The organism is Nocardioides sp. dk884 (assembly GCF_009557055.1).
Taxonomy (GTDB): Bacteria; Actinomycetota; Actinomycetes; order Propionibacteriales; family Nocardioidaceae; genus Nocardioides.
The window spans coordinates 2366732-2392570 of record NZ_CP045649.1 but is presented as its reverse complement, the minus strand read 5'-3'; the positions used below and the strand labels follow the sequence as shown (position 1 = coordinate 2392570).

The following is a 25839-nucleotide window of genomic DNA, read 5'->3' as shown; positions in this document are numbered from 1 at the left end:
TCTTCTTCTAGTCCCCAACGGTTCTTCGTCGGGTTGAGCGCAGATGCGTCCACCTGCTCTGAACCCCCACTCATGGGCACGAGCGGGCTCTAGGGAGCGACGACGACTCCCACCGAGCCGCCCACCACGAGGCAGTTCCGGATAGCCCGACAGCGGTGGACGACCCGTCGGAGATCGACTTCGAGGAGATGGGTATGTCAAGCGAGATTGGCCCCACGTGACCGCCGGCGACGATCGAACAGCTTCGCAAGGTCGACGTTGAACCCGAGCACTGCAACGGCGATGGCTGCTCGATCGTCGGAAGGGTATGAGGATCCGCATGGAGGACGACGTCTGCCGCGCCCTGGATGAGTTGCGCTCTGCATCCGAGCCCGGCCTGCTGCGTTATGCGTACCTGTTGTGCGGCAACATCGACGATGCCCAAGACCTCGTTCAGGAGGCGTTCCTTTCGCTCGCCAAGCGAGGCAGCTCGTTGAGCGCGGTCGAGCACCTCGACCGATACGCGATGCGCGCGATTCACAACCACTACGTCACCCAGTATCGCCGGGCCGAGATGATGAGACGGCTAGTCCCCAGGCTCCAACATCCGGACCGTGAGGCTCAGCAGCAGGACAACCAGGAAGCGATAGCAAGCAGAGACCAGTTGTGGCGGGCGTTGCGGCGTTTGAAGCCGAACCAAAGGTGCGCGCTGGTGCTGCGGTACTACCTGGACTGGACCGATGCTGCGATCGCCGACGTGCTGGTCTGCTCACCCTCCACCGCGCGCAGCCACCTCGCCAGAGGCCTTGCGGAGATGAGAACGCACTGGGACTTCGACAGCCATGCACCCTCCACGCAAACTATGGGGAAGAAGGACACCAACCGTGAACCTCGAATCTGAGATCCAAGAGATGCTCCATGCCCGCGCGCGGGACGTACCCGAGTCGCTGCCCGCGCCCGGGAGCGACCGTCCGCCAGAGTTCCGTCGACGTCACCACCGATGGATGCCCGTCGTCGCGGGAGCCGCTGCGGCCGCTGTCGTGGCACTGCCCGTTGCATGGCAGGCGATGCGATCACCAGACCCAGGAGCCGGACCGTCAGCTGCATCTTCCTCATCGACGGTGATCCCCACCCCGGCTACCTACAACCCCTCGGAGTTGAGGGCCAAAGGATCCGAGTTGCTCGACGCTAGCCGCCGCAACGAGATCCCCGAGATCGTCTCGGTGATCGCACAGCCTGACGACTCTGGGTTGCAGGTCGGTGTAAGCCCAGCAACGCTGGACCAGCATGGGTCGGACGAACTGGAGCGCATCTTTCAAGAGGTCGTCGACGTTCCCATCGAGATCCTCGAGCAGGAACCGATCGTGCCGGAGTGAACCCCTCGCGCTTCTCTGCAGAGTCGATAGCCCGAATTGACCATTGGAGGCTTGGTGGTCGCTGCTTAGGCTGTCGCAAACGCGAGGCTGGCGGAAACCGTCGCCTGTCGACACGAGCCTGGGGGAGCGCGGCTGTGAATCAACTCACTGTCAGGTCCGCAATCGCTGGTATCGCACTCGCAACAGCGGCTGCCTCACTCGCCAGCGTTCAATCTGCTTCGGCGTCCGACGACGCCGACCCCACCGCGAAGGAAAAGGAACAGTCGGCGCCGTATGACTCGGGCGTGCCGGAGGGAATGACCGCCGAACAGTTGCAACTGAACGATCAAATGGCGGCAGCTGTAGGCGAGATCCGCGCCATCGGTGACGACCTCTACTACGTCTCCCCGGACCCCGCCACGAAGGTCCTGACCGTCGCGTGGAAGAGGCCTGTCCCTACGAAGATCTCAGCACTCGACAGCACCACGATTAATGGGTTCACAGTGGACGTCGTGCCGACTAGTTCTCTCAAGACGATGTCCTCGAGGCAGGCAGCGCCGTTCTTCAGCTCTCCCGCGCAGGAACCATCCCCGAGGTCTCCTCGATCACCGGCTTGACTGGCGAACCCGGAATCCAGATCGAGGTTCCCCAAGCCGTCATCAGCAAGCAAGGGCGAGCCAACCTCGAGGCGGTCTATGCCACGGCCGCGAACATGCCCGTGAAGGTCGTACCAGGTGAGTCGATTGTCGAGGAGACCCGCCAGAACGACTCGGACCCCTGGTACGGCGGCGGGATGTTGGAGGCGCCAGGGTTCAACCCGCCCAACGACCTCAACCCGTACCTGTTCTGCTCCACCGGTTTCGCAGTTCTCGCCACCGGCAACTACGGGCGCCTCCTTTCCGCACGACACTGCGACGACGACCTGGCCAACAACATCTGCAACCGCGCATGGAAGGACGGCGCCCACGACAACCTGACCGTGGGCGATGCCAGCGTTGACTGCCGAGTCAACAACGACACGATGCTGATCGATCCAATAGGAGGGACCGACGGGTGGGTCCACGGCGGCCCCTGGAACGCTACAAGCAGCCACTCCCGCTACCACCTCAAGGTCGCAGGCTCTGACCGAGCGTTCCAGAACGAATGGGTCTGCGAAAGCGGCGCCAACTCAGGCGAGCACTGCGGTCTCCAAATCGAAGAAGCAACGCTCCGGCAATGGAACTGCGGCCCCGGTCAGTGCCACGGATGGACCGCGGACGACCGAAACTCGTCAACAATGACCAGCGCCGGCGGCGACAGTGGAGGACCCGTATACCACCCCCGCGGCGACGGAAGGGTCGGAGCGCGAGGCATTCACTACGGTGGGACTGGAAACCCGACCTGCAGCCCCGTGCGCTTCGCGGTCTCCAACTGCTCAAACAAGTCAACCTTCGTCGACATCGTTCGCATCCTCAACCAATGGGACGTCGACATCGAAACCACACCCTGACAGTTCCTTCCGCGGTGGATCCGCACCCGGGCACGATGGCTATGCCGCTCTGGTCTGCACGATCGCTGCGGGTGCAGTCAGGCGGCCCAGATCTAGTGAGGCGCGGCGGGGATACGCTGTGCCGCCTGCGCAAGTCGGTAGGAGTTGGTGCCGGTTTCGATGATGGTGCCGTTGAAGGTGAGCCTGTCGACTATCGCGGCGCAGAGCCGTGGGTCGGTGAAGGTCTTTGTCCAGCCGGAGAAGGACTCGTTGGAGGCGATCGCGACGCTGTTGCGTTCTTCGCGCTCGGTGAGGACCTGGAACAACATCTCGGCGCCGCGGCGGTCGAGTTCCATGTAGCCGAGCTCGTCGATGCACAGCAGGTCGACCCGACCGTAGCGGGCGATGGTGCGGGCGAGTTGCTTCTCGTCGGCTGCTTCGACGAGTTCGTTCACGAGCCGGGTGGCCAGGGTGTACTTGACCCGGAACCCTTTCTCGGCGGCGGCGGCGGCGGTGCCGAGCGCGATCAGTAGATGGCTCTTTCCGGTTCCGGAGTCGCCGATCAGGCACAGCGGTTGGCCTTTGCGGACCCACTCGCCGGTGCCGAGGGTGTGGACGGTGGCGGGGTTGATGTTCGTGTTCGCGTCGAACTCGAAGTCTGCGAGGAGCTTCGGCCGCGGGAATCCCGCGGCGTTGACCCGGCGGATGGTGGAGCGCCGGTCGCGGTCGTCGACCTCGGCGAGCAGGAGTTCGGCGAGGAACCCGGCGTAGGTCAGCTGCTCCTTCTCAGCCACCATGAGCGCTTCCTCGACCAGGGCTCGGATCGTCGGCAGCCGGAGTCGGCGGCAGGCCTGGTCGACGGCCGCGGTCGCGGCCTGTTCGGTCATCCCGCGCCGCCGGCGCAGGGTGGTGGTCACGTTGGTCGCAGCGGACATCAGCGGTCCTCCTCAGGAGTCGTCGTCGCTGCCTGTGCTGTGGCGTCGGTGCCGGTCGCCCTGCGCAGTAGTTGGTCGTACTGGGTCACAGTGGGCAGCGGCCGGCTGTCAGCCGGCAGCCCCGCGGCCGGGTCGGTGAGGCGCCGTTCGGTCAGGCTCACCACCCGAGGAGTGGCATCGGTGTCGTTCTGTCCGTGGTGTGCGTCGACGAAGTCGTCTTGGTGTACGTGATGACGGCTTGAAGTCGCCCCACCCTGGGCGTCGAGTTCGGTGGCGTGACGGCGGGCTTCGACGGCGACGACGTCGGCGTTGATCGCACCAACTGACACCGCGGCGGTCAGACCGGCGACGACCTGGTCGTGGGCAAGGTGGCGGTGCAGGAGGAGGACCTCGATCAGCTCCCGGGTGCCGTCGCGGTCCCCGAGCTTCTTCCGCGCGGCCGCCCAGAACGCCTCGTGCGCCGGCGTGAACAGTCCGCGGGCCCTGGCTTGGGCAAGCGCCGTGGCACCGGGCAGGGCGCCGGGCTTGCGGACCAGGACCTCGAGGTAGTGGTCCAGCACGAACACCTGGCCGCCCTTGACCGTGGAGCGCTCATGCTGCGCGACGACCGTCTTGCCGTCCACGACGACCAGGTCGCTCGCCGACAGGCGCACGCGGACCGGGCGGCCGATCAACCGCGCGGGGACGGAGTACTGCACGTTGCGGACGGTGATCCGGGCGTGCCGGTCCACCCGCGGCGTCAGGGTCAGCCAGGTCGGGAACGGCTCGGCCGGCAGCGGTTGGAGCGCGGTCTTCTCGAACGCGTAGTCCTGTCCCACGGTGCGGTCCGGTTCGCGATCCGGCGGTGGTCGTCCTTCGCGTCGGCCTTCGCGAGGAGCTCGTTGAGTTCGGCGATCGAGTCGACCTGGGGCATCGGGACGCAGTGGTTGCGGCGGAACCGGCCACCTTCACCTTCCACGCCGCCCTTCTCGTGCGCGCCTTCGGCGCCGGGCTGGCAGTAGAACGGGTCGAAACCGTAGTGGGACCGGAACGCGATCCAACGGTCCGATTCCTCCCGTGCCCTGCCGGTGAGCACTCGGGAGACGGCGGCCTTGAGGTTGTCGTAGCGAATGTGGAGTCGCGGGATCCCGCCGAGCTGTTCGAACGCGTAGACGTGGCCTTCAAGGAATGCCTCCTGGCCCTGGGTGGCGAACGCCCGATGGACCGCCCTACCCGAGTAGGAGAGCCGCAGGGTGAACAAGAAGACCTTGGTCTTCACCCCGGCCAGAATGATCCATAGGTCGGCGAAGTCGACCTCGCCTTCCGCTCCGGGTTCGTGGGTCTGCGGCACGTACGCCTGGTCGACTGCCTTTCCGGCTTCGGCCCAGATCTCCGGTCGGCGACGTGCGACGTAGTCCCGCACGGTCGAATACGACACCTGAGCGCCGTGCTCGTCGACCAGCCGGGCCAGGATCCGGCGGACGGTGTGCCGCTGCTTCCTGGGTGCGGTCACGTCCGAGCGGAGCATCTCATCGATCGCCGGCTTGAATGGCTCCAGGACCGTCGAGGTGCGGACCTGCGTCTTCCGCGGAGGCGGGACCGCCGACGCGAGCGCCTGCCGAACGGTACGCCGATGAACACGATGCTTCACAGCGAGCTGTCGGATCGACAGCCCCCTCCACGCGCGCGTCCCTGCGGATCGCCGCGAACACTTCCACCCTTGACACCACCCCTTGCCCCTTCCACGAGATGAACCCTTCCGGGATCACCGTCGAGGGGTGGGGCCAAATCAAGCCGTCACAACCGCCCCGGCGTGTCGCAGGTGGGGCCAGATCAGGCCGTCACAGTGGGGCCAGATCAGCCTGTCACGCTCGGACGAGGGTTTCCATGCCGGTCCCCGCGATGGTCGGCGGAGGTGGTGGACACATCATGGTGGTCCGGACATGTAGGGGTTGTAACTCAGACGAAGGAGCACACCCCGATGAACCTTGATGACCTGCTTGCTCGTTCGGCGCCGATGGTGACGCCGCGAAGCCCCGAACTCGACGAAGACTTGCGCGCGATGACTCGCGCCAGCGGACCTCGGTCTCGCATGCGTCGGCCCATGCGCCTGACGGTCGCCGCGGGTATCGCTGCCGGCGTACTCGGCCTAGGCACGGTGGGCGCGGCCGCAGTGATCAACAACGGCGTGCTGTGGTTCACCAGTACGTCCTCAGGTGACTCATGCGAGATGGAGTTCGCGGTCCAGCCTGTGGGTCCGGAGGACGCTGCCAGCGGCGAGCCCGCGATGATCATGGATGGCCCGGACGGCTTGGCCCAGCGCCTCCGAGCAGGATGAGGTTGCTGAGGGAGCGCGCCAGTACTTGGCTGACTACGACTTCGACGCCATCGATCGGGAAGCCACGGTCGAGGAGTTCGACGCTGTGCAGCGTCGCATCATCGCTGACGCTGCTCCCGAGGAGGCCCAGCCGCTCTTGGTCGGAGACGACCTCGAGATGCACGCGATCTCCCGCAAGGTCGTCCGCGACCTCACGGTCCACCTGGAGGGTCTCGGGATGGATCCCCATGTGATCCTCGCCGGCGTCGGCAGCTCGAGCGGGTGCGCCGAGTGAGCGCCGACTCGCTGAGCGCGGCGCTGGAGGCGACCTCGGCTGACCTGCTGGCCTACTTCGAGCGACGCGTGCTGGTGCGCGAGGATGCTGCGGACCTGCTGGCCGAGGTGATGCTTCAGGCATGGCGGCGTGTCGACTCGCTGCCGCAAGTGCCCGAGCGACGCCGTATGTGGTTGTTCACGATTGCCGCTCACGTGTTGGCGAACCAGTGCAGGTCGTCGCGGCGACGAGCGGCGCTGGCAGATCGCATCCGGCACCACTTGACGGACGGTCACGAGCCGGATCACGCGGAGGCGCTGTCCGTCCAGGCCGCTGTGCGCGACCTCGGGGTGGCGCATCGGGAGCTCATCATGCTGGTGCACTGGGATGGGCTTAGCCTGGCCGAGGCCGCCGAGCTCCTCGGCCTCAACCCCTCGACCGCGCGCGGTCGCTACTCCGCTGCCCGCGAAGCCCTGCGCGCCGCTCTGGTCGAGACCGCGGGCGCCGTTGGCGGGGGTTGACCACCCTTTTACCGCACGCGCGCGAGCGGAATGCGCGCGCGGCGGACGGCCATTCACATCGGCATGTGCGGTCCAGCGACGGGCGGCAGAAGAGTGCGCTTCGGCGATCCTGGTGCCACCTCTTTCAGTGCGGTCCCGAGGTGGGAATCAGCGAACGAGCGGTAGTACGGCCCATGGGCAGCACACACTCCGCGCGAGGTGGCTGACCTCTTCGCGCAGGACCCCGGGGGTCTGGTGGGTGGCTGGAGGGTGGCGCTGGAACAGTCACCGGCTTCAGACGAGCCCACGAGGACACCGACGCCAGTGTTCTGAGGACGTACCTCCTAAAGCTGCGCGCACACCTCGCCGGCAGTCTCGACGTCTGGACTGCTGCGGACGGCGCACTTCGTCCGCCACTGCCTGACGATAAGCCCGAAGCGGAGCCAGAGGCGGTCCTTCCCATCGGCTGTGGCCAGGTGTGGACCCGCCGCGCAGCGATAGCGGCGTGGGAGTTCGACATCCTGCTAGCGCCGGGGTCGCCCGAGGAGTGGGTCAATAAACGCCACGGGTCGCTTCCCATGCCCATGAACCGGGCGCTCTGGGTGCAGGACGGCATTTCGTACTTACAGCCCGAGATCCAGTTGCTCCACAAGTCGAAGGGCTTGCGCCCGAAGGACCAGATCGACTTCGACAACGCCCCACCTGAAGGACCGTCGTCGCAGTTGGCTCAGAGACGCACTTCAAAGGACCCTGCCAAGGCCCCCTGGATCCAGCGGCTGTGATCGAGCCACTCGGTCCAGGCCCCGATCATCGGCGGATCCGTGCACATGGCCGGGCGCCCAGTCGAGCGCCCTGCGGACACCGTCAGGTCCTCGTGCCTCTCTTCGCCAACAGCTTCGATCACCGACCCACGACACCATCAACTCGAACGCCAGTGACATCCCTTGATGAGGACGGACGAGTCCTGAACGTGCCGCTCCGAGCACCCGTCTCGAGCCTTCAATCCGAGCGGCACGCATGCTACGAAGATCCGTAGATCGGTCCGCCCCTCGGGGTGGGCCGTGAGTCATTTCAAGGCTATGTGACGACGGCTGACGGGCGGTGACGGCGAGTGCACGGTGGGGTGAAGTTCTACCGCGGGTCCGCTTCCGCAGCGAGGTCGTACGTGGAGGCGGACCGCTCCCGGGTCGATGACTATTACCTCGCCGAGGGCACCGGGGTCGCGACCAGGTACGTCGCCACGGCTCCCCCGGTGGTGGGGGGACGTGGTGTTGTCGCAGTTCAGGATGGGGGGACGCTGGACGGCGACGCCTATGAGCGGTGGGTCGCGGGCTACGACGTCGAGACCGGCATTGCGAAGGGTCGGCTCCGCACGGATCAGCGCGGGCTGCGGTTCGTCGAGGTCGTCGTGAATGGTCCGAAGACCTGGTCGCTCGCTGCGGCGCTGCACCCCGAGATCGCCGCCGCGTACGACGCCGGGCAGGAGAAGGCCGCGACCGAGATCATCGGCTGGCTCGCCGAGCACGCCACCACCCGCGTCGGGCCAAGGAGCCGGCAGGTGCAGGTCCCGGTGGAGAAACTCGAGGCCGCCGTCGTGCGGCACTACACCTCCCGGGCCGGTGACCCGCACCGTCACCTCCACCTGCAGATCAACGCCCGCGTCTTCGCGGCCGGCGGGTGGCGAGGGCTTCACTCGGTGGGTGTGGTCGACAGCATCGAGACCATCAACGGGATCGGACACGCCGCCGTGATGTGCGACCCCGAGTTCCGGCAGGCACTGGCGGCGCACGGCTACTCCCTCGCCCCCGAGTCCGGCGAGATCGTCGAGCTCGCCCCGTATGCGGGTGCGTTCAGTGCCCGTGCCGCGCAGATCACCCGCAACATCGACCGGTACGAGGCCCAGTGGCGAAGCGAGCATCCCGGCCAGGAGCCCGGTCCGTCGCTGCGGCGCATCTGGGACCGTCGCGCCTGGTCCCAGGCCCGGCCCGACAAGGTTGTGCCCACCGATGGCGCCGACCTCGGACACCGGTGGGTCGAGGAGCTCCGCGAGCTGGGGTTCACTCCCGCACACCCGCCAAAAGCCCTGGCCGTCGACGGTGCAGCGCTGGGTACGCCGATCGGCCGGGTCAACCGTGACCGGGTCGTCGACCTGGTGCTGACGCGGCTAGGAGCGCGCCGGTCGAACTGGAACACCGCCGATATCCGCGGCGAGGTGGAGCGGATCGTCGCCGCGGTCGGCGTCGTCGCCTCCGCACCCGTGCGACGTGAGCTCGCCGAGTACCTCACCGGGCGGGCATTCGTTCGGTGCGTGCCGCTGCTGGCCCGCGACGACGTGCCCGAGCACGTCCGGGCGCTCACCTCCCGCGACGTTCTTGGTGTCGAGGCCGATCTGGTCACCCGTCTCGCGGGACGCGCCGCGCAGCCGGTAGCCGCTGCCCGGGTCGGCGGCACGGTCGCCGGGCACCGTCTCGACGACGCCCAACAACAGGTCGTCGCCGCCCTGGCCGGCACCAGCACGCTGTTGGTCATCGAGGGAGCCGCCGGCGCCGGGAAGACCACCACCCTGGCGGCCGCACGCGAGCTGCTCGAGATGAGCGAGCATCGACTGGTCGTCGTCACCCCGACCCTGAAGGCAGCCCGCGTCGCCCAGGACCAGCTCGGCACCCACGCCTACTCCGCGGCCTGGCTGATCCACCAGCACGGCTACCGCTGGGACAACGACGGCCACTGGACCCGCATCGAGACGCAACCCGGCGCGACTGCGCGCCTTCTGCCCGGCGACGTCCTGCTCGTCGACGAAGCCGGGATGCTCGACCAGAACACCGCCCGCGCACTCCTCAATGTTGCCGACGAGGCAGGCGCGCGGGTCGCGTTCGTCGGCGACCGCCACCAGCTCCCCGCCGTGGGCCGCGGCGGTGTCCTGGACCACGCCGCCCGCTGGGCACGCCCCGAGGCACGCCTCGAGCTGGACACCGTGCACCGCTTCAGCGACCCCACCTACGCCGACCTCACTCTGCTCATGCGGACCGGCAGCACCCCAGGAGAGGTCTTCGACGCCCTGCACCAACGCGGTCTGATCCAGGTCCACCCCACCGAAGTGGAACGACTAGCTGCCCTCGCCGGGACCGATGACGGCGCCCTGGTCATCGCCGATACCCGCGACCACGTCCGCGACCTCAGCGCCGCGATCCGCGACCAACGCTTGGCCAGCGGCGAGACCACCGCCCTCGGGGCGGTGACCACCGCGGCCGGCGAACACATCACTCCCGGCGACCGCATCACCACCCGCCACAACAACCGCGACCTCGGCGTCGCCAACCGCGACACCTGGACAGTGACCGGTACCGACGACAGCGGCGGCCTCCTTGTGCAGGGGCGCGGCGGTGAGCGCACACTGCCCGCCCCCTACGTGCGCCAGCACGTCCAGCTCGCCTACGCCACCACCGTCTACGGCGCCCAGGGCGAGACCGTCGACCACGCCCACCTCCTCATCAGCGAGGCCACCGGCGCGGCCGCGGCGTACGTCGGCATGACCCGCGGCCGCCACCACAACACCGCCCACCTCGTCGCCGAGACCACCGACGACGCACGAGCCCAATGGATCGACGTCTTCAGCCGCGACCGCGCCGACCTCGGCCCCGGCCACGCCGCCCAGACCGCCGCCGACGACATCGACCGCTACGGGCCCCCAGCACGTCCCCGTGCCCCCGAGGGCGGCGTGCCCACACCACACGAGGGCCGGCGCCATGCACCCCGACCCGTCCGGACCACGCCCCGGTCCGACCGTCCGCGCGGCATCAGTCGATGACGTGCAGGGGCGAGACCTGGTGACGTGATCGCCCAGGACCCCTGTCCGCCATTGGTGACTACGAGAGCACACATCCCGACCAGACAGGACCCCTGCGATGAACCCGATCCAGATCCCCGACGACTGGGACGACCGAGGCCTCATCACCTTCGAGGAGTTCTGCGACCTCATCCGCACCCCCCAACGCACCGTGCGCGACTGGCGCAGACGCGGCATCGGCCCAAGGTGGGCACGGTTCGACGGCTGCGGCCGCCTCTACATCACCGTCGCCGACGCCCGCCGCTTCCTCGCCTCCGCGACCCCGACACAATTCGGGGACCGGTCCGATGGCTGAGAAGACGCTTCCGGTCTACCTCAGCCTCGAGGAAGCCGCAGCCGTGATGTCCCTGTCGGTCAAGACCATCCGTCGCCGCATCGCCGACGGCACGATCCCGGCCTACCAATGCGGCCGGCGCCCCATCCGCATCCGCCTCGACGACCTCGAAGCCGCACTCCGGCGCATCCCCTCGGCCCGGTGCTGACAGCGATGACCGAAGACCACATCGCCAGGTTCAACCGCGAGGGGGGCACTAGGGAAGCGGCCGGGTGGGACGTCGCACCGCGCGTCCACCCCTCGGGGGACCGCCGACCGCCGCCGACGGCGGCGAAGCCGGACCGGCGTCCCGCGATGATGCGGGCCCCGTCCCTGGTGCCCTGCGCCCCCGCTCCCGAGGTCGTACATGGACGGCCTGGTTCAGGGGCTCAGGCGGTCGCGCCAGTAGTAGGGACGGCGGCGACTGTGAGCAACGGCGATCACCCACAGCGTGTCCTCAATGACGACATAGACCAGCCCGAACGGGAAGCGCCGCAATGGAGCCCGCCGAACCGGCCGCGACCGCTCGGGAACGAGTAGGCGGGGCGCGAGCTCGGGCCAACGCACGATGCGCTCGATCGTTGTCTCGACCTCGACAATCAGATCTTCCCCGAGGCCCGGTTGCGCGTCTTCGTACCAGTCTCGCGCCGCACGCAGCTCGTCCCTGGCCTCCGGCTCGAAGACAACCTGGAGCCTCACGACCTGAGCTGCTCGCGTACCTCGGCCCAGGGGATGCCGGTCGTGGTGCCGGCTTCGATACCGGCCAGGCGGCGCCCAACCTCGCCGGTCCACTCCTCGGCGACCACCGCCGGATCGTCGGACGGCTCGTCAAGGCTGACGATCAAGCGGTGGGCCAGCTCGGCGCGCTCGCTCTCAGGCAACGTCAGCGCTGCTTCGAAGAGATCGCCCGGCGAAGTCATGCCCCTCAGTCTAGATGAGCCCTGACTCATGAGCACCTGACCGCGCCGCTCCCAGACGCGGCCGGCCTCCGGGGTCGGGGCCACAACGTGACGCCACCGCTCATTCCTGGCCGTCAGATCCGACACGTATCCGACACGCTTGGCCAAAAGAACGGCCCCTGATCAGCGTTTCCGCAGATCAGGGGCCACATTTCGTTGTGGGCGATACTGGGTTTGAACCAGTGACCTCTTCCGTGTCAAGGAAGCGCGCTACCGCTGCGCCAATCGCCCATGTTATTCAGTTGTGGTAAATCGAGGTGGGTACGGGATTTGAACCCGTGTAGACGGATTTGCAGTCCGTTGCCTCGCCTCTCGGCCAACCCACCGCGGTGGTCCTCCCATGGGAGGACCCGGTGGAAAGACCCTTCCGAGCGGACGACGAGGCTCGAACTCGCGACCTCAACCTTGGCAAGGTTGCGCTCTACCAACTGAGCTACGTCCGCTTGCTGCCTTGAGCCGGGGCTCTCGGTGCGGACAGAACATTAGCCCCCTGGGGTCCGGGGCGCAAAACCGGGGGGTCCGCGGGGTGTCGCCGGGCCCCCTGCGTCCGAGTGTTTGTCGAGGTCAGAGGCCTAGAGTGGCGCCCGTGGACACGTCGCGAGGCCTCGCTGTGGGCGAGGGGGTCTTCACCTCGGTGCTGGTGGAGCGCGGTCGGGTATTCGCCCTGGATCGACACCTCGACCGGCTGCTGGCCAGCGTCACCGCTCTCGGCCTGCCGCGTCTCCCGCGCGACGACGTACGCCGGGCGGTGGCCGACGCCGTGCGCACGCACCCCGTGGCGCGCGGCCGGCTCCGGATCGTCTGGGTGGCCGGGCCCGAAGGTGGCGAGCTGCTGGTTGAGCTCGACCCGGTCCCGCCCGCCGCGGACGCCGTTGAGGTGGTGACGCTGCCGTATGTCGTGGACCACCGCGGCGTGCTCGCCGGGCACAAGACCACCGCGTACGCCGACAACGTCGTGGCACTGGCCGCGGCGCGGGCGGCGGGTGCGGGGGAGGGGATGTTGGCCAACGCCGACGGCGATCTCTGTGAGGCGACTGCGGCCAACGTCTTCCTCGTCCTGAACGGCGAGCTGGTGACCCCGACGTTGGGCAGTGGCTGCCTGCCCGGCGTGACACGTGCCCTGGTGGTCGAGGCCTGCGGCGCACGCGAGGTCGACGTGCCTCTGGAGGAGGCTGCGGCGCGCGCCGAGGAGGTCTTCCTGACATCCACCACCCGCGGGGTGCAGCCGGTCAGCGCCTGGGACGGTCGGGACCTTCCGACGGCGGGTCCGGTGCTGCGCGAGGTGCGCCAGCACTGGTCGCTGGCGGCTCGGGACCTGTGGTGGACCCCCGGGATGTGAGCTCGCGGCAGGTATGCGTTAGTGTTTCCGACCGAAGCACAAGGGGCGATTGGCGCAGTGGTAGCGCGCTTCGTTCACACCGAAGAGGTCACTGGTTCGAACCCAGTATCGCCCACCCCGTTTCTGCAGGTCAGAGGCCCGTTTCGCTTCCGCATCAGCGGATGAGGAACATACGAGGAACAGTGAGTGCCCAGTTCTGGCTGCTTCTGTCACGGGTCGGAGCCGAACGCAGCCCGACACAGCCCGGGTCCTTTGCAAGCAGGTCTTTAGGGGTTCCCGTCCCCTAGGCTCAACCACCAACCCCAGGTCATCCTGGGGTTTTGTCCTTTCTGAAGGTTTCCAGTCGACTTCGAGATCGACCTCTTGGGGGACTGGTGGGGGAAGGCGTGGTGACTAGCCCGACATCCTGGTGTCCGAACAGGGGAAAGGTGACGGGCCGCCGCAGGCCTGCGGCAGACTTCGGTCGTGAGCGTCACCATTCATGAAGTCCTGGCCGATCTCCGTTCGCTCTCTCTGGATGAGCGGGACAAGGGCGACAAGTTCGAGCGGCTGGTCAAGGCGTACCTGAAGAACGACCCGGAGTGGACGGCTCGCTTCGAGGACGTCTGGTCGTGGACGGAGTGGGACGGTCGCGGCAACGTCGGTGACGTCGGCGTGGACCTGGTGGCGAAGCTGCGTGACTCCGACTCGTACGCGGCGATCCAGTGCAAGTTCTACGACGCGGGCAAGAAGGTGTCGAAGGCTCACATCGACTCCTTCATGGCAGCCACGCTGCGTCCGGACTGGAACTTCTCGACTCGCTACGTCTTCGACACCTCCGCGGGGTGGACGAGCAACGTCGAGAAGCAGGTCCAAGGCGCGGTGCAGCGCATCGACCTGGCGTACCTCGACGACGCTCCGATCGACTGGGACCAGTTCACCTGGGACACCCCCGAGGTCGTTGTTCCCACCGGTCCGAAGACCTTGAGGCCACACCAGCGCAATGCCCTGGAGGACGTCTTCAAGGGTCTGCAGACCCACGACCGCGGCAAGCTGATCATGGCGTGCGGCACCGGCAAGACGTTCACGTCGCTGAAGATCGCCGAAGAGCTCGCCGGCGAGGGCAGGAGTGTCCTCTTCCTGGTGCCGTCGATCCAGCTGCTGAGCCAGTCGTTGCGTGAGTGGATGGCCAACACCGAGGTCGACATCCGCCCGTTCGCGGTCTGCTCCGACGTGCGCGTGGGGCGCAAGACGATCGAGGACGAGTCCGAGATCTCCACCATCGACCTCACCGAGCCTGCCACCACCGACCCGCAGAAACTCGTCGACCGGATAGCTGTGGGTGTGCACGCCAAGCCCCGCATGACGGTCGTCTTCTCCACGTACCAGTCGATCGACGTGATCTCGAAGGCCCAGGAACGCGGGCTGGGCGAGTTCGACCTCATCATCTGCGACGAAGCGCACCGCACCACCGGCGCTACGATCGCGGGCGAGGATGAGTCGGCGTTCGTGAAGGTCCACGACAACTCGATCGTGAAGGCAGCCAAGCGTCTTTACATGACCGCGACCCCGCGCGTCTTCGGTGACGACGTGAAGTCCAAGGCCGCCGACAACGACGTGGTCCTGGCCGACATGGGCGACGAGTCCACCTACGGCCCCGAGTTGCACCGCCTGGGCTTCGGTGATGCCGTCGAGGCAGACCTGCTCACCGACTACAAGGTCCTCGTGCTCGCCGTGGACGAGCAGTACGTGGCCGACAACTTCCAGCAGGCCATGAGCGTCGGCGGTGAGATCGCCCTCGACGACGCTGCGCGGCTGATCGGCTGCTGGAACGGTCTAGCGAAGAACTTCGGCAAGCAGGCACCTGAGTGGGCGACCGGCGAGCCCGAGCCGTCGGCATCGGCGCGGACACCGATGCGGACCGCCGTGGCGTTCGCCCAGAACATCAAGGCGTCCAAGGCCGCCACGGCCGCGTTCCCGGCGCTGGTGGACCGCGCCATCATTGACCTCCCCGAGGGGCGCCCGCGTCTGCAGGTCCAGTCGCGGCACGTGGACGGCACGATGGGCATCGGTGAACGCAACACCCACCTGGCGTGGCTCAAGGAGGCCACCCCGGACGGCACCTGTCGCATCCTGACCAACGCCCGCTGCCTATCCGAGGGCGTCGACGTCCCCGCCCTGGACGCCGTGCTCTTCCTAACTCCGCGCTCCTCACAGGTCGACGTGGTGCAGTCGGTGGGCCGCGTGATGCGCAAGGCCCCCGGCAAGGAACTGGGCTACATCATCCTGCCCGTCGTCGTCCCCACCGGAACGACGCCGGAAGAAGCTCTGGCGAAGAACGATCGGTTCAAGGTGGTCTGGCAGGTGCTGCAGGCTCTGCGCGCCCACGACGACCGGTTCGACGCCTTGGTCAATAAGATCGAGCTGAACAAGAAGAAGCCGACCGACAAGATCGAGATCTTCTCCGTCACCGGCGACGGGGCGGGGGACCGTGACGGTTCCTCGAAGCCGAAGACTGGTGACGGCAGCGTCCAGGATCTGCTCGAGTTCCCGACGGATCAGTTCCGCGACGCGATGTACGCAAAGATCGTCGCCAAGGTGGGTGAGCGCCGCTACTGGGCGACCTGGGCCAAGGACGTCGCTGAGATCGCCGAGCGTCACAAGGTCCGCATCAATGGTGCGCTCAAGGACGAAGAATCCGCCCCGGCGAAGGAGTTCGAGGTCTTCCTCGCCGGCCTGCGTGCCAACCTCAACGACGGCATCAGCCGCGCTGAGGCCGTCGACATGCTCGCCCAGCACCTGGTGACGCGCCCGATCTTCGAGGCGCTGTTCTCGACCACAGGCTCCACCTACGACTTCGTGGCCACCAACCCCGTCGCGAAAATCATGGAACTGATGCTGGCCAGTCTCCCGCAGGACTCCGTCGCAGCGGAGAACGCGGCGCTGGACAAGTTCTACGACTCGGTGCGCAGCCGCGTCTCCGGTGTCGACAACGCGGAGGGGAAGCAGCGCATCCTGGTCGAGCTCTACGACAAGTTCTTCTCGGTCGCGTTCAAGAAGACCGTCGACAAGCTCGGCATCGTCTACACCCCCATTGAGATCGTCGACTTCATTCTCCGCTCCGCCGACGCGGTGCTTCGTCAGGAGTTCGGGCAGTCGATCAGCGACGAAGGGGTGACCGTCCTCGACCCGTTCACCGGCACTGGCACCTTTCTGGTGCGGCTGTTGCAGTCCGGGCTGATCAAGCCCGAAGACCTGGCCCGCAAGTACACGAGTGAGATCTACGCGAACGAGATCCTGCTGCTCGCGTACTACATCGCGTGCGTCAACATCGAGCAGACCTACGCCGAACAGATCGCAGCAGTCGACCCCAGTCGTGGCCCGGAGCCGTTCAACGGCCTGATCCTCACCGACACGTTCCAGTCGTGGGAGCCCCACGACACCATCGACAACTCACTCTTCGTCGAGAACAACGAGCGACTGCAGCGGCTCAAGGACCTCGACATCACCGTCATCGTCGGCAACCCGCCCTACTCCTCGGGCCAGGACTCCGCCAACGACGACAACGCCAACGAGTCCTACCCGGCGCTGGATGCCGAGATCCGCGACACCTACGCCAAACTCTCGAGCGCGACGAACAGGAACTCGCTCTACGACTCCTACATTCGCGCCATCAAGTGGGCCACCCTGCGGATCAAGGACCGCGGCGTCATCGCCTTCGTCACCAACGGCGGCTTCATCGATTCCAACACCGCAGACGGCATGCGCAAGACCCTCGCCGACGAGTTCAGCGCCATCCACGTCTACAACCTGCGCGGCAACCAGCGCGCCGCCGGCGAGCAGTCCCGGAAGGAAGGCGGCAAGGTCTTCGGCGCAGGCAGTCGTGCAACCGTCGCTATCACCGTCCTGGTCAAGGATCCGACGGCGAGCGGCTCGGCGAAGATTCACTACACCGATGTCGGCGACTACCTCACTCGCGAGGAGAAACTCGAGCAGGTCGCACAGACCGACGACATCACCGCGCTCCCAGCGACTGTCATCACACCCAACGAGCATGGCGACTGGACCAACCAGCGCCGCGACGACTTCCAAGAGTTTCAGCCGCTTCTGGGTGAGGGCGGTGTCCTGAGCGCTTGGCGCACGGGGCCTCAGAGCAACCGAGATGCCTGGGTCTACAACAAGGGCGCTGAGGCTCTTCGGTCCGCTATGCACACGTGCTCCCACGCTTACGAGGAGTCACGGACCGGGGCGTTCACTGCTGATCCGGTGCGCATCAAGTGGTCTTCGGCTCTGACGACTCGGCTTCAGCGTGGGGAGAAGATCCCCATGACGGGAGTACAGCCTCGGGTGGCTATGTACCGGCCGTTTGAGAAGACCCTCCTTTGGGGTGACCACAGATGGTTGCATCGCCCCGGAGGTATCTGGGACGCCTACCCGGATGACGAACCGCCTCAGTACGGTTTTTTCGTTCCGGCCGTTGGGTCGATGTCGCCTCCGTTTGTGGCGTTGATGACGGACGTCCCGGTGGATTCCGGGGCCGCGGGTATTGGCGCGGTGTACTACGCGGCTCGCTACCTCTACGAGGCTACGAACGACACGGACTGTCTGACCTTCGAGTCTGATGGCGAGACGGTTGCCGGTTACCGCCGCATCGACAACATCACTGACGAGGCGCTGACCAGGTTCTCCAAGGCCTACCCTGACCTGACCACCACCAAGGACGACATCTTCTTCTACGTCTACGGGCTCTTGCATTCGTCCGAGTACCGTGAGACCTACGCCGCTGACCTGAAGAAGATGGTCCCGCGCATCCCCATGGTCCAAGACTTCACTGGATTCGCAGAGGCCGGCCGCAAGCTCTCCGAGCTGCACCTGGGCTACGAGAGCGTCGAGCCGTACCCGCTCGAAGGACTCGACATGACCCCGGCGGGCGATGAGTACGCCTTCTTCGCACTCGGCGACAAGAAGATGAAGTGGGGCAAGCCGACCCCGGAGCAGAAGGCCGCCGGGGAGAAGGCGAACCGTTCGGTCATCCACTACAACGACCGGATCACCCTGTCAGGAATCCCGGACGAGGCACACCGCTACATGCTGGGCAGTCGTTCGGCGATCGAGTGGATTATCGACCGCTACTACGTGAAGACCGACAAGAAATCGGGGATCGTCAACGACCCCAACGACTGGTCCCGCGAGGTCGGCAACCCGCGGTACATCCTCGATCTTCTCGCCCGCATCGTCACCGTGAGCGTCGAGACGATGAAGATCGTCGACAACCTCCCGGCCCTGGACATCATCGAGGGAGCCTGAGATGGATGCGTCACTGCTGGCCGAGGTCGATCGCATCCTCGACGGCGATGACACGCGTCTGGGACAGGTGTGGAAGTTCCACCGGCAGGGCCATTCGGCAAAGGAGATTGCGCAGCGCCTGGGGATCGGCATGGGCCTGGTCCACAACGTCAGCATGCAGATTGGCGTACTGCGCGGAGACCCCCTGCCCAAGCGCCAGAGCAGGGCGTTGAAGGCGGCCCATAAGGCGGGGGCCTGGCTGACATCCAAGTCGACGTCTCCCGCACTGACACGGCACCTGAACGGGATCCTCGACGCTTATCAAGAGCTTACGCGCTCTCTGCATGACCATCCTGCAGTCGAGTGGGTCAAGCGACCGGTGGACAGAACGACTGGTCAACCGACAGGGAAACCGATCCGGATGCGTCACCTTCCGGACGGGTGCACGCACTTCTACACCGACCCAGGCGACTCTGCGCGCCTCCTCGGTGAACCACTCAGGCTCGCCACGGACGACGAGATGGAACTGCCCGCGTGCAACGCCTGCGTCGAGAGTTCCGACAAGGCGGGATTTCCGCGCAGCGGGCCCCGGGTCCCGGTCCCGGACCAGGACGTACAGAGTGATGGTTCTGCGAAGCGCCCGGTGTATGCGGACACTGACCGGCAAGGTTCGGTGACGCTGCGGAGGGAGCAAAGTGCCCTACGGGCGTCGCTGCTAACGGGGCAGGAGGAGGCACCGTGCCTTCTCTGCGGCCGGGTCTTCCCGAAGGCTCTCCTCATCGCGGCCCACATCGTTCCCAGGCGCGAGCTGACCCATGACCAGCGTCTGAAATTCTCCGCCGCAGCCTTCCTTGCGTGTGCCGCCGGGTGCGACGCCCTCTTTGAGCACGGTTACCTCACCGTCGGCTCCAGTGGTGTGGTCGCGCCTGGACGGCAGACGTCCGGCGACGTGGCGGCTCTGGTGAGCGGGCTGTTGGGCCGCTCTTTGACGTCGGTGACACCTGAGCAGAGGGCACAGTTCGCTCGTCATCGTGCAGGCCACCTCGCATCGAAGCCTTGAGACGATCGTCTACTCGGGCAGTTCCCATCGCCTCGCGCCCGGCCTCGGCATCATTGGATCAGCGAACGGTCCCCTCAACTTGGCGAGCTTCCTGACGAGAAGTGACGAGGTCCACCGGACCTCGAAACAGGTCCTCACCTGAGCGCTCTCAGCACTCACTAAGCAGCGGCACGCATGCTACGAAGGTCCGTAGATCGACCAGCTCGGCCCGTCCCCCTGGGGCGGGCCGAGCGCCATTTCGAGGTTAAGTGACGAGCAGTGACGGGCGGTGAGTGGGGGAGTGCACGGCGGGGTGAAGTTCTACCGCGGCGCCGCTGCCGCCGCACGCTGCTACGTCGAGGCCGACCGATCACGCGTCGACGACTACTACCTGACCGAGGGCACCGGACTCGCCACCCACTACGTCGCGACACCGACCGCTGGTGCCCAAGTAGCAGGAGTGCTCGACGGCGACAGCTACGAACGCTGGGTCGCCGGCTACGACGTCAAGACCGGTGCAGCGAAGGGTCGGCTCCGCAGCGACGAGCACGGACTCCGGTTCGTCGAGGTCGTGGTCAACGGGCCGAAGACCTGGTCACTCGCGGCCGCGATCCACCCCGCGATCGCCGACGCGTACGACGCCGCCCAGGAACGCGCCGCCGCCGAGATCATCGGCTGGGTTGCCGACCACGCCACGACTCGCGTCGGGCCACGCGGTCGACAGGTCCAGGTGCCGGTCGAGCGGATCGAGGCAGTCGTCGTACGACACCAGACCTCCCGCGCCGGCGACCCGCACCGCCACCTCCACCTGCAGATCAACGCGCGTGTGTTCGCCCGCGGAGCGTGGCGCGGACTGCACTCCGTCGGCGTCGTCGACAGCATCGAGGCGATCAACGGGATCGGGCACGCCGCCGTCGCCTGTGACCCTGAGTTCCGGCGCTCTCTCGCCGCGCACGGCTACACCCTCGACGCCAGCTCCGGCGAGATCACCGAGCTCGCGCCGTACGCCGGCAGGTTCAGCGCCCGGGCCGCGCAGATCAACCGCAACGTCGACAAGTACGAAGCGGCGTGGCGCGCGGCTCACCCCGACCAGGAGCCCGGACCGAGCCAGCGACAAGCATGGGATCGCCGAGCCTGGGCGGAGGCGCGTCCCGACAAGGTCGTGCCGGCATCCGGCGCCGACCTCGCGCAGCGGTGGATCGACGAGCTGCGCGGCCTCGGCTTCGATCCTCCGACGCCACCCACCGACCCGAGCGCGTCAATCCCGGTCGCGACGCCGATCGCGCGCATCAACCGCGACGCCGTGGCCGAGCTCGCGCTGGTGCGGCTCGGAGCCCGACGCTCCAGCTGGAACGCCGCCGACCTCCGCGGGGAGTGCGAACGGATCGTCGCCGATGTCGGGGTGATCGTCGACGGTGTCGTACGACGCGAGCTGGGTGAGGACCTGACCGCTCGCGCGATCGCGGCGTCGAGTCCGCTCCTGCGGCGCGACGACGTACCCGACCACGTCCGCGCGCTCACGTCCCCCGAGGTCCTCGCCGTGGAGTCCGACATCGTCGCCCGCCTGGTCGCGCGAGCCGAGCACCACGGGACGCCAGCCCAGATCGGCTCCGTCGTCGCCCGACGGCAGCTCGACCAGGGCCAACGAGACGTCGTCGGCGCACTCCTCGGCACGGGCCGACTGGTCGTCGTCGAGGGCGCGGCCGGCACCGGCAAGACCACCACCCTCGCGGCCGCCAGCGATGGTCTCGACAGCGACGGGCACCGACTGGTCGTGGTCACCCCGACCCTCAGGGCCGCGCAGGTCGCGGGGGAGCAGGTCGGCTGCGACGCCTTCTCGGCCGCCTGGCTCGTGCACCAGCACGGCTTCCGTTGGGACGACGACGGACGCTGGCACCGCGTCGATGCTGACGACCACCCGAGCCCGAAGGCACTCGCGCGGCTCCTCCCGGGAGACCTCCTGCTCGTCGACGAAGCCGGCATGCTCGACCAGGACGTCATGCGCGCACTGCTCACCGTCGCCGACGACTCCGGCGCCCGCGTCGCGCTCGTCGGCGACCGACATCAGCTGCCCGCCGTCGGCCGCGGCGGCGCCTTCGACGTCGCCATCCGCTGGGCGCCGGATGAGGCACGCGTCGAGCTCGACACCGTCCACCGCTTCGTCGACGACACCTACGCCGACCTCACCCTCCAGATGCGCACCGGAGAATGCAGCGGCGGCGTCTTTGACACGCTCGTCGACCGCGGCGAGATCGTCATCCACCCGACCGAGGTCGAGCGCCTCGCGGCCGTCACACAGGCAGCCGCCGGCGACCTGCGCGCGGCTCCCTTGCTCATCGCCGACACCCGCGAGCAGGTGGGTCTGCTCAACGCCGCGATCCGCGACCTACGGCTCGCCGACAAGGGCGCGGTCGAGTCGTCCGAAGCGGCGACCCTGACAACGTCCGCCGGCGAACAGCTCAGTGAAGGCGACCGCGTCGCAACCCGCCGCAACGACCGCGACCTGGGCGTCGCCAACCGCGACACCTGGACCGTCGCGGCCGTAGGCGACGATGGCTCCCTCCTCGTCCGCGGCCGGAGCGGCGAGCGGAGGCTGCCCGCCGAGTACGCCCGACGCCACGTCGAGCTCGCCTTCGCCACCACCGTGCACGCCGCCCAGGGCGACACCGTCGACCACGCGCACCTGCTCATCGGCGAGACGACCGGCGCCGCGTCGGCGTACGTCGGCATGACCCGCGGCCGTCACCGCAACACCGCCCACCTCGTCGCCGACTCCGTCGCCGACGCACGCGCCCAATGGATCAACGTCTTCAACCGCGACCGCGCCGACCTCGGACCCGCCCACGCGGCCACCCGCGCCGCCGACGACATCGACCGCTTCGGACCACAGATCACCCAGGCAGCAGTCCAGGCTGCTGCTCTCCGACACCACGCCGAGCCCGACGACCGCCCGCCACGGCGCCGGAAGCCTGCTCACCACCCCCCTCACCACCCCGAACGAACTGAGCGCGGGCCCGGGATCGGCTTCTGATAACCCCCGCACCGGGGCTCCATAAGCGACGTTCAGAACTTTCAGGGGGACGCCCTCTGACCTGCACAAACACTGCGTCCCCCGCCCGCTCACCACACCAGGGGGTACGGAAGTGGTGAGGCCCTCGAGGCACCCTGAGCACCTTCCTATCCACCCCTGAGCGAGCGCGTCGCACACCGCCCCCACTCGTCCGGACGACACCCCCTTCTCCCGGAAGGACGCTCATGCAACCCATCCAGATCCCCGACGACTGGGACGACCGAGGACTCATCACCTTCGAAGAGTTCTGCGACCTCATTCGCACCCCCCAACGCACCGTCCGCAACTGGCGCCAACGCGGCGTCGGCCCCCGCTGGGCCCGCTTCAACGGCTGCGGCCGCCTCTACATCACGGTCGCCGAAGCCCGCCGATTCCTCAGCTCCGCCACCACGAGCAGCCGCTCGATCCACACGCCCAGCCAGGAGACGCCCCGTGACTAGAAAGCGAGAACTCCCCGTCTACGTCAGCCTCGACGAAGCCGCCGAAATCATGTCCCTGTCCACCCGGACGATCCGCCGCCGCATCAGCGACGGCACCATCCCCGCCTACCAGTGCGGGCGCCGCTCCATCCGGCTACGACTCGACGAACTCGAGTCCGCACTCCGCCGCATCCCCTCAGCTCGGCGGTGACCGTGAGGACGACGGCAATCCGCGACTGCACGCGGGGCCGGCCGACTCGCCAGAACTACTCGCGCTGCCCCAGAGTCCGGATGAACGGAGAACTCATCGTCCGCGAGCCTGCCATGACGTGGTTCTTCTACGGCACCAACCTCATCACCGGTGCGAAGGCCGAGCCGCTGGTACGGAGAGCCGACTCGTTGGTCGAGCTGGCGACCGAGATCGTCCGGCTCGGCGGTTACTCGACGTCACCCTTGACCGCGAGCAGCTCGCGTAAGGCGCGCTCAGCAGTCGCTGCGGCGGATCGGGCACCCAGCGCTCGCCGTAGCTCCTTGGCTGCTGTGGTGCGGTCGATGCCCCTGCGAGTGGAGCCGGTCAGCACCGTGACGATGGCGTACTTCGCGCAGATGCCAGCGTGGATCGAGTCGCCGGCAGCCGGCGTGTACCGCCCGGCGGCGAGATTGGCCGCCCCGGACGCGGCGTACTCCTCAGCCTTCTTCAGGTAGTTCCTGGCGTGGTTGCGTTGCTCAGCGGTCGCCATCAGGCGGCGCCTGGGCTGAGGACCGGCTTCCGACCCACCAAGGCAACGCCGTCGCGGACGATGTCGGCCACCACTGGCTCGGCCTCCTGCGCCCTCTCTGCGAACTCGGCCGGGGTGAACACAAGGACGTCGCACTCATTGCCCAGTCGCGCACGCACGATGTCCTCGAGCTCGACGCGCCCGCTCCAACCGGCAGCGGCGATCACCGCGAGGTCGACGTCGCTCGCCTCCGTGGCTTCCCCGCGGGCGATGGAACCGAAGAGCAGCACTGCCTCCACGTCCGAGCCAACCGCGTCGGAGACGGCCGCACGTAGCGACGCCATTGGATCAAGGAGGGCCCGTAATGGCGCCACCGACGCGTGTGCCTCGTTGATCTCGTGAATGCCGGCCCGACCCGCCGTGCGGGACGCGACCAGCCCGAGGCCGGTGAGTGCCTTCAACGCTTCCTGAACCGACCACAGGCTGTGCTCGTCGCTGAGGATGCCATGGATCTGCCGGCCGGTCAGTGGCTCACCGGTGCGGAGCAGGACTGCGAGCACTGCTCCGCGAGCACCAGGCATCACGCCGCCGAAGGGCTGGTTGAAGTACATGCGTCTCAGACTACGAGATGATCGGTATAACAGTCATATGACTGTCAGGACAGTCTTGCTGGCCAAGGGGCGGAGACGCCATGTAGCCCGATCCGGCTCCCCTCTGTTGTCAACCGGTGCTGGCGAGGGTTCCGAGCGGTTGGCTCTTCCGCGTGCCGGGTGGTGCGGCGTAGCGTCGGGTCTGCGGGTCCGGGAGTGGCTGATCCGAAGTGTCGATGTGCGGGGGTAGGTCGACCGCGCTGGATTCTTGAGACGCCCCGCAGTGCCCTCCCGGGTCCGCGCCTTCGGCTCGGACAGCGTCGGTGACGAGCTGCTTGTAGATGGCATCTGAGATGCGTCGCTTGAGGCAGCGGAGTGCTTCTTGGGGCTTCTTGCCGTCGGCGCGTTTGCGCCGGTAGTAGGCGCGGCCTTCGGTGTCGAGCCGGAGTTGGGTGACCGCGGCGATGTGGATCATGTGGTTGACCCGGCGGTTCCCGGCGCGGGAGAGACGGTGCCGGTTCTGCTCACCAGACGAGGCGTCCAGCGGCGCGGTACCGGTCCAGGACGCGAACCGATTGCGGTCAGCGAACCTGGCGACGTCTCCGACATCGGCGAGGATCCTGGCGGCCACCACAGCACCGACACCGTGGATGTCCATCAGCCGTGATTCCCGCGCCAGGACCATCGCCTTCAACTCGGCAGTGGCCTTCTTGATCTTCGCCTCGACCGCGATCAACTCGGCCAGCTCTTCGGCAGCGATGCGGCGACGGGTCTTCCCGGCGATGTCGCGCGGGCGAACGGTGGCCAGCATCGCCTTGGCCTGACCAGTGGTGATGTCGCGTTTGGCCTGGCCAGGCAGGAGTTCTGCGAGTAGCGCCTGGAGTCGGCACACGGTCTGAACACGACGCCGGGTGAGGGCTTCGCGGCGATCGGCCAGCATCCGCATCGCCTCGAGCTCGCCGTCGACCTTGAGCACCCGCAGGTTCGTCGTGCGCACGGCTACGACCGCGACCGCGTGTGCGTCGTGGGCGTCGGTCTTGCGGTTGTGGCCGGTGTCGAAGAGCCGGACACGGACAGCAAGCTTCGCGGGCACGTCGACGACATGTTCGCCGGCTTCGAGGAGACGCTGGGCAAGTGGACGACCCGCGCCGTTGGCGCCTTCGACCGCCCACAGGCGCTTCGGCCACGTCTTGGCGTAGGCACGCATGGCGGCGTAGCCAGCCTGGTCGGTGCTGAAGCGACCGGATCCGAGGAGATGCTCGTGCTGGTCGACGACCTCGATCGTCGCGGACAGCTTGTGGGGATCGACCCCGATGACGACATGGTCCATGCGTTGCTCCCGCCTGTGCTCGTACCGATGTGGACGGCGAGGTGGGCATTGCTACTACGAGCTGGGCAGTCCCCTCTTGAGCCACGCCTCGTCAGCGGTGCCCGGTGGGCTGCAAACCGGAATCGAGCCACACCCGCGGACG

Annotated in this window: 22 protein-coding genes, 4 tRNA genes and 1 pseudogene; 17 read left to right on the top strand and 10 right to left on the bottom strand. The window is 67.4% G+C overall.

Translation table 11 applies throughout. The features are described from left to right. The first annotated feature begins 319 nt into the window (after positions 1-319). The 4 genes from GFH29_RS11580 to GFH29_RS11565 all read left to right on the top strand — a co-directional run bounded on the left by GFH29_RS11580 (position 320) and on the right by GFH29_RS11565 (position 2823). Entirely contained in the window at positions 320-880 is a 561-nt protein-coding gene (locus GFH29_RS11580; protein WP_166139845.1) for an RNA polymerase sigma factor, read from the top strand. Positions 881-1100: 220 nt separating this feature from the next. Beyond that, positions 1101-1355, top strand: a complete 255-nt coding sequence (locus GFH29_RS11575) for a hypothetical protein (protein WP_153323777.1) — start codon at positions 1101-1103, stop codon at positions 1353-1355. 134 nt (positions 1356-1489) lie between these two features. Next, positions 1490-1951, top strand: a complete 462-nt coding sequence (locus GFH29_RS11570; protein ID WP_153323775.1) for a hypothetical protein — start codon at positions 1490-1492, stop codon at positions 1949-1951. Beyond that, positions 1948-2823, top strand: a complete 876-nt coding sequence (locus GFH29_RS11565; RefSeq protein WP_153323773.1) for a hypothetical protein — start codon at positions 1948-1950, stop codon at positions 2821-2823. Before GFH29_RS11570 ends, GFH29_RS11565 begins: the two co-directional genes overlap by 4 nt. Positions 2824-2915: 92 nt before the next feature. On the opposite strand, the gene istB is transcribed toward GFH29_RS11565, so the two are convergent. Continuing rightward, positions 2916-3737 carry an IS21-like element helper ATPase IstB gene (gene istB / locus GFH29_RS11560; protein WP_153323771.1) on the bottom strand — a complete coding sequence of 274 codons (822 nt, stop codon included), beginning with the start codon at positions 3735-3737 and terminating at the stop codon, positions 2916-2918. After that, positions 3737-5446: pseudogene (gene istA / locus GFH29_RS11555) on the bottom strand (IS21 family transposase). The gene istB and the pseudogene istA overlap by 1 nt, the downstream one beginning before the upstream one ends. Positions 5447-5697: 251 nt before the next feature. Between istA and GFH29_RS11550 the strand changes: the two are divergent. The 6 genes from GFH29_RS11550 (at position 5698) to GFH29_RS11525 (ending at position 11136) form a co-directional block, all read left to right on the top strand. Further along, positions 5698-6054, top strand: a complete 357-nt coding sequence (locus GFH29_RS11550; RefSeq protein WP_153323769.1) for a hypothetical protein — start codon at positions 5698-5700, stop codon at positions 6052-6054. Positions 6055-6079: 25 nt separating this feature from the next. Beyond that, the gene (locus GFH29_RS11545; RefSeq protein WP_153323767.1) at positions 6080-6328 is read left to right on the top strand and encodes a hypothetical protein; all 249 of its coding nucleotides are present in this window, start codon (positions 6080-6082) and stop codon (positions 6326-6328) included. Further along, the gene (locus GFH29_RS11540) at positions 6325-6828 is read left to right on the top strand and encodes an RNA polymerase sigma factor (protein ID WP_228387445.1); all 504 of its coding nucleotides are present in this window, start codon (positions 6325-6327) and stop codon (positions 6826-6828) included. The genes GFH29_RS11545 and GFH29_RS11540 overlap by 4 nt, the downstream gene beginning before the upstream one ends. Positions 6829-7972: 1144 nt before the next feature. After that, complete coding sequence (gene mobF / locus GFH29_RS11535) at positions 7973-10615, top strand: MobF family relaxase (RefSeq protein ID WP_416224781.1); 2643 nt, start codon at positions 7973-7975, stop codon at positions 10613-10615. 97 nt (positions 10616-10712) lie between these two features. Further along, positions 10713-10949, top strand: a complete 237-nt coding sequence (locus GFH29_RS11530) for a hypothetical protein (RefSeq protein WP_153323761.1) — start codon at positions 10713-10715, stop codon at positions 10947-10949. Then, a complete protein-coding gene (locus GFH29_RS11525) occupies positions 10942-11136 on the top strand; it encodes a helix-turn-helix domain-containing protein (protein ID WP_153323760.1) in 195 nt (64 codons plus the stop codon). Before GFH29_RS11530 ends, GFH29_RS11525 begins: the two co-directional genes overlap by 8 nt. 212 nt (positions 11137-11348) lie before the next feature. Here the strand turns inward: GFH29_RS11525 and GFH29_RS11520 are convergent, their stop codons facing one another. The 5 genes from GFH29_RS11520 to GFH29_RS11500 all read right to left on the bottom strand — a co-directional run bounded on the left by GFH29_RS11520 (position 11349) and on the right by GFH29_RS11500 (position 12369). Continuing rightward, positions 11349-11666, bottom strand: a complete 318-nt coding sequence (locus GFH29_RS11520; protein ID WP_194289053.1) for a type II toxin-antitoxin system RelE/ParE family toxin — start codon at positions 11664-11666, stop codon at positions 11349-11351. Next, complete coding sequence (locus tag GFH29_RS11515; RefSeq protein ID WP_153323756.1) at positions 11663-11887, bottom strand: addiction module protein; 225 nt, start codon at positions 11885-11887, stop codon at positions 11663-11665. The genes GFH29_RS11520 and GFH29_RS11515 overlap by 4 nt, the downstream gene beginning before the upstream one ends. A 198-nt stretch (positions 11888-12085) precedes the next feature. Next, positions 12086-12157 (bottom strand) — tRNA-Val (locus GFH29_RS11510). A 24-nt stretch (positions 12158-12181) separates the two neighbouring features. After that, a tRNA-Cys gene (locus tag GFH29_RS11505) sits at positions 12182-12252 on the bottom strand. A gap of 44 nt (positions 12253-12296) precedes the next feature. Then, positions 12297-12369: transfer RNA gene (locus tag GFH29_RS11500), tRNA-Gly, on the bottom strand. A gap of 143 nt (positions 12370-12512) precedes the next feature. On the opposite strand from GFH29_RS11500, the gene GFH29_RS11495 reads away from it, so the two are divergent. From GFH29_RS11495 to GFH29_RS11465, 7 genes are all read left to right on the top strand, one after another. Further along, entirely contained in the window at positions 12513-13265 is a 753-nt protein-coding gene (locus GFH29_RS11495; protein ID WP_194289052.1) for an aminotransferase class IV, read from the top strand. Between the two features lie 43 nt (positions 13266-13308). Further along, a tRNA-Val gene (locus tag GFH29_RS11490) sits at positions 13309-13380 on the top strand. Between the two features lie 350 nt (positions 13381-13730). Beyond that, positions 13731-18551: a DEAD/DEAH box helicase gene (locus tag GFH29_RS11485; RefSeq protein WP_127480874.1), complete on the top strand. Its 4821-nt coding sequence runs from the start codon at positions 13731-13733 to the stop codon at positions 18549-18551. Between the two features lies 1 nt (position 18552). Then, positions 18553-19590, top strand: coding sequence for a hypothetical protein (locus tag GFH29_RS11480; RefSeq protein ID WP_127480875.1), 1038 nt, complete (start codon positions 18553-18555; stop codon positions 19588-19590). A 268-nt stretch (positions 19591-19858) separates the two neighbouring features. Further along, positions 19859-22600 (top strand): MobF family relaxase, encoded by a 2742-nt coding sequence (gene mobF, locus GFH29_RS11475; protein WP_228387444.1) that lies wholly within the window; start codon positions 19859-19861, stop codon positions 22598-22600. 224 nt (positions 22601-22824) lie between these two features. Continuing rightward, positions 22825-23079, top strand: coding sequence for a hypothetical protein (locus tag GFH29_RS11470; RefSeq protein WP_153323752.1), 255 nt, complete (start codon positions 22825-22827; stop codon positions 23077-23079). Continuing rightward, on the top strand, positions 23072-23269 hold the full coding sequence (locus GFH29_RS11465; RefSeq protein ID WP_228387443.1) for a helix-turn-helix transcriptional regulator: 198 nt from the start codon (positions 23072-23074) through the stop codon (positions 23267-23269). The genes GFH29_RS11470 and GFH29_RS11465 overlap by 8 nt, the downstream gene beginning before the upstream one ends. Positions 23270-23495: 226 nt before the next feature. Here GFH29_RS11465 and GFH29_RS11460 read toward each other — a convergent pair whose 3' ends face one another. The 3 genes from GFH29_RS11460 to GFH29_RS11450 all read right to left on the bottom strand — a co-directional run bounded on the left by GFH29_RS11460 (position 23496) and on the right by GFH29_RS11450 (position 25697). Then, on the bottom strand, positions 23496-23798 hold the full coding sequence (locus GFH29_RS11460) for a hypothetical protein (RefSeq protein WP_194289051.1): 303 nt from the start codon (positions 23796-23798) through the stop codon (positions 23496-23498). Further along, positions 23798-24388: a nucleotidyltransferase domain-containing protein gene (locus tag GFH29_RS11455; protein WP_153323750.1), complete on the bottom strand. Its 591-nt coding sequence runs from the start codon at positions 24386-24388 to the stop codon at positions 23798-23800. Before GFH29_RS11455 ends, GFH29_RS11460 begins: the two co-directional genes overlap by 1 nt. 109 nt (positions 24389-24497) lie before the next feature. After that, the gene (locus GFH29_RS11450) at positions 24498-25697 is read right to left on the bottom strand and encodes an IS110 family transposase (RefSeq protein WP_228387442.1); all 1200 of its coding nucleotides are present in this window, start codon (positions 25695-25697) and stop codon (positions 24498-24500) included. Positions 25698-25839: the final 142 nt, after the last annotated feature.

What these genes read in the sequence shown, in the direction of transcription:
- GFH29_RS11580 (WP_166139845.1), top strand. Translation starts at nt 320, where the DNA reads ATGGAGGACGACGTCTGCCGCGCCCTGGATGAGTTGCGCTCTGCATCC.
- istB (WP_153323771.1), bottom strand. Translation starts at nt 3,737, where the DNA reads ATGTCCGCTGCGACCAACGTGACCACCACCCTGCGCCGGCGGCGCGGG.
- GFH29_RS11550 (WP_153323769.1), top strand. Translation starts at nt 5,698, where the DNA reads ATGAACCTTGATGACCTGCTTGCTCGTTCGGCGCCGATGGTGACGCCG.
- GFH29_RS11530 (WP_153323761.1), top strand. Translation starts at nt 10,713, where the DNA reads ATGAACCCGATCCAGATCCCCGACGACTGGGACGACCGAGGCCTCATC.
- GFH29_RS11525 (WP_153323760.1), top strand. Translation starts at nt 10,942, where the DNA reads ATGGCTGAGAAGACGCTTCCGGTCTACCTCAGCCTCGAGGAAGCCGCA.
- GFH29_RS11515 (WP_153323756.1), bottom strand. Translation starts at nt 11,887, where the DNA reads ATGACTTCGCCGGGCGATCTCTTCGAAGCAGCGCTGACGTTGCCTGAG.
- GFH29_RS11480 (WP_127480875.1), top strand. Translation starts at nt 18,553, where the DNA reads ATGGATGCGTCACTGCTGGCCGAGGTCGATCGCATCCTCGACGGCGAT.
- GFH29_RS11470 (WP_153323752.1), top strand. Translation starts at nt 22,825, where the DNA reads ATGCAACCCATCCAGATCCCCGACGACTGGGACGACCGAGGACTCATC.
- GFH29_RS11460 (WP_194289051.1), bottom strand. Translation starts at nt 23,798, where the DNA reads ATGGCGACCGCTGAGCAACGCAACCACGCCAGGAACTACCTGAAGAAG.
- GFH29_RS11455 (WP_153323750.1), bottom strand. Translation starts at nt 24,388, where the DNA reads ATGTACTTCAACCAGCCCTTCGGCGGCGTGATGCCTGGTGCTCGCGGA.
- GFH29_RS11450 (WP_228387442.1), bottom strand. Translation starts at nt 25,697, where the DNA reads ATGGACCATGTCGTCATCGGGGTCGATCCCCACAAGCTGTCCGCGACG.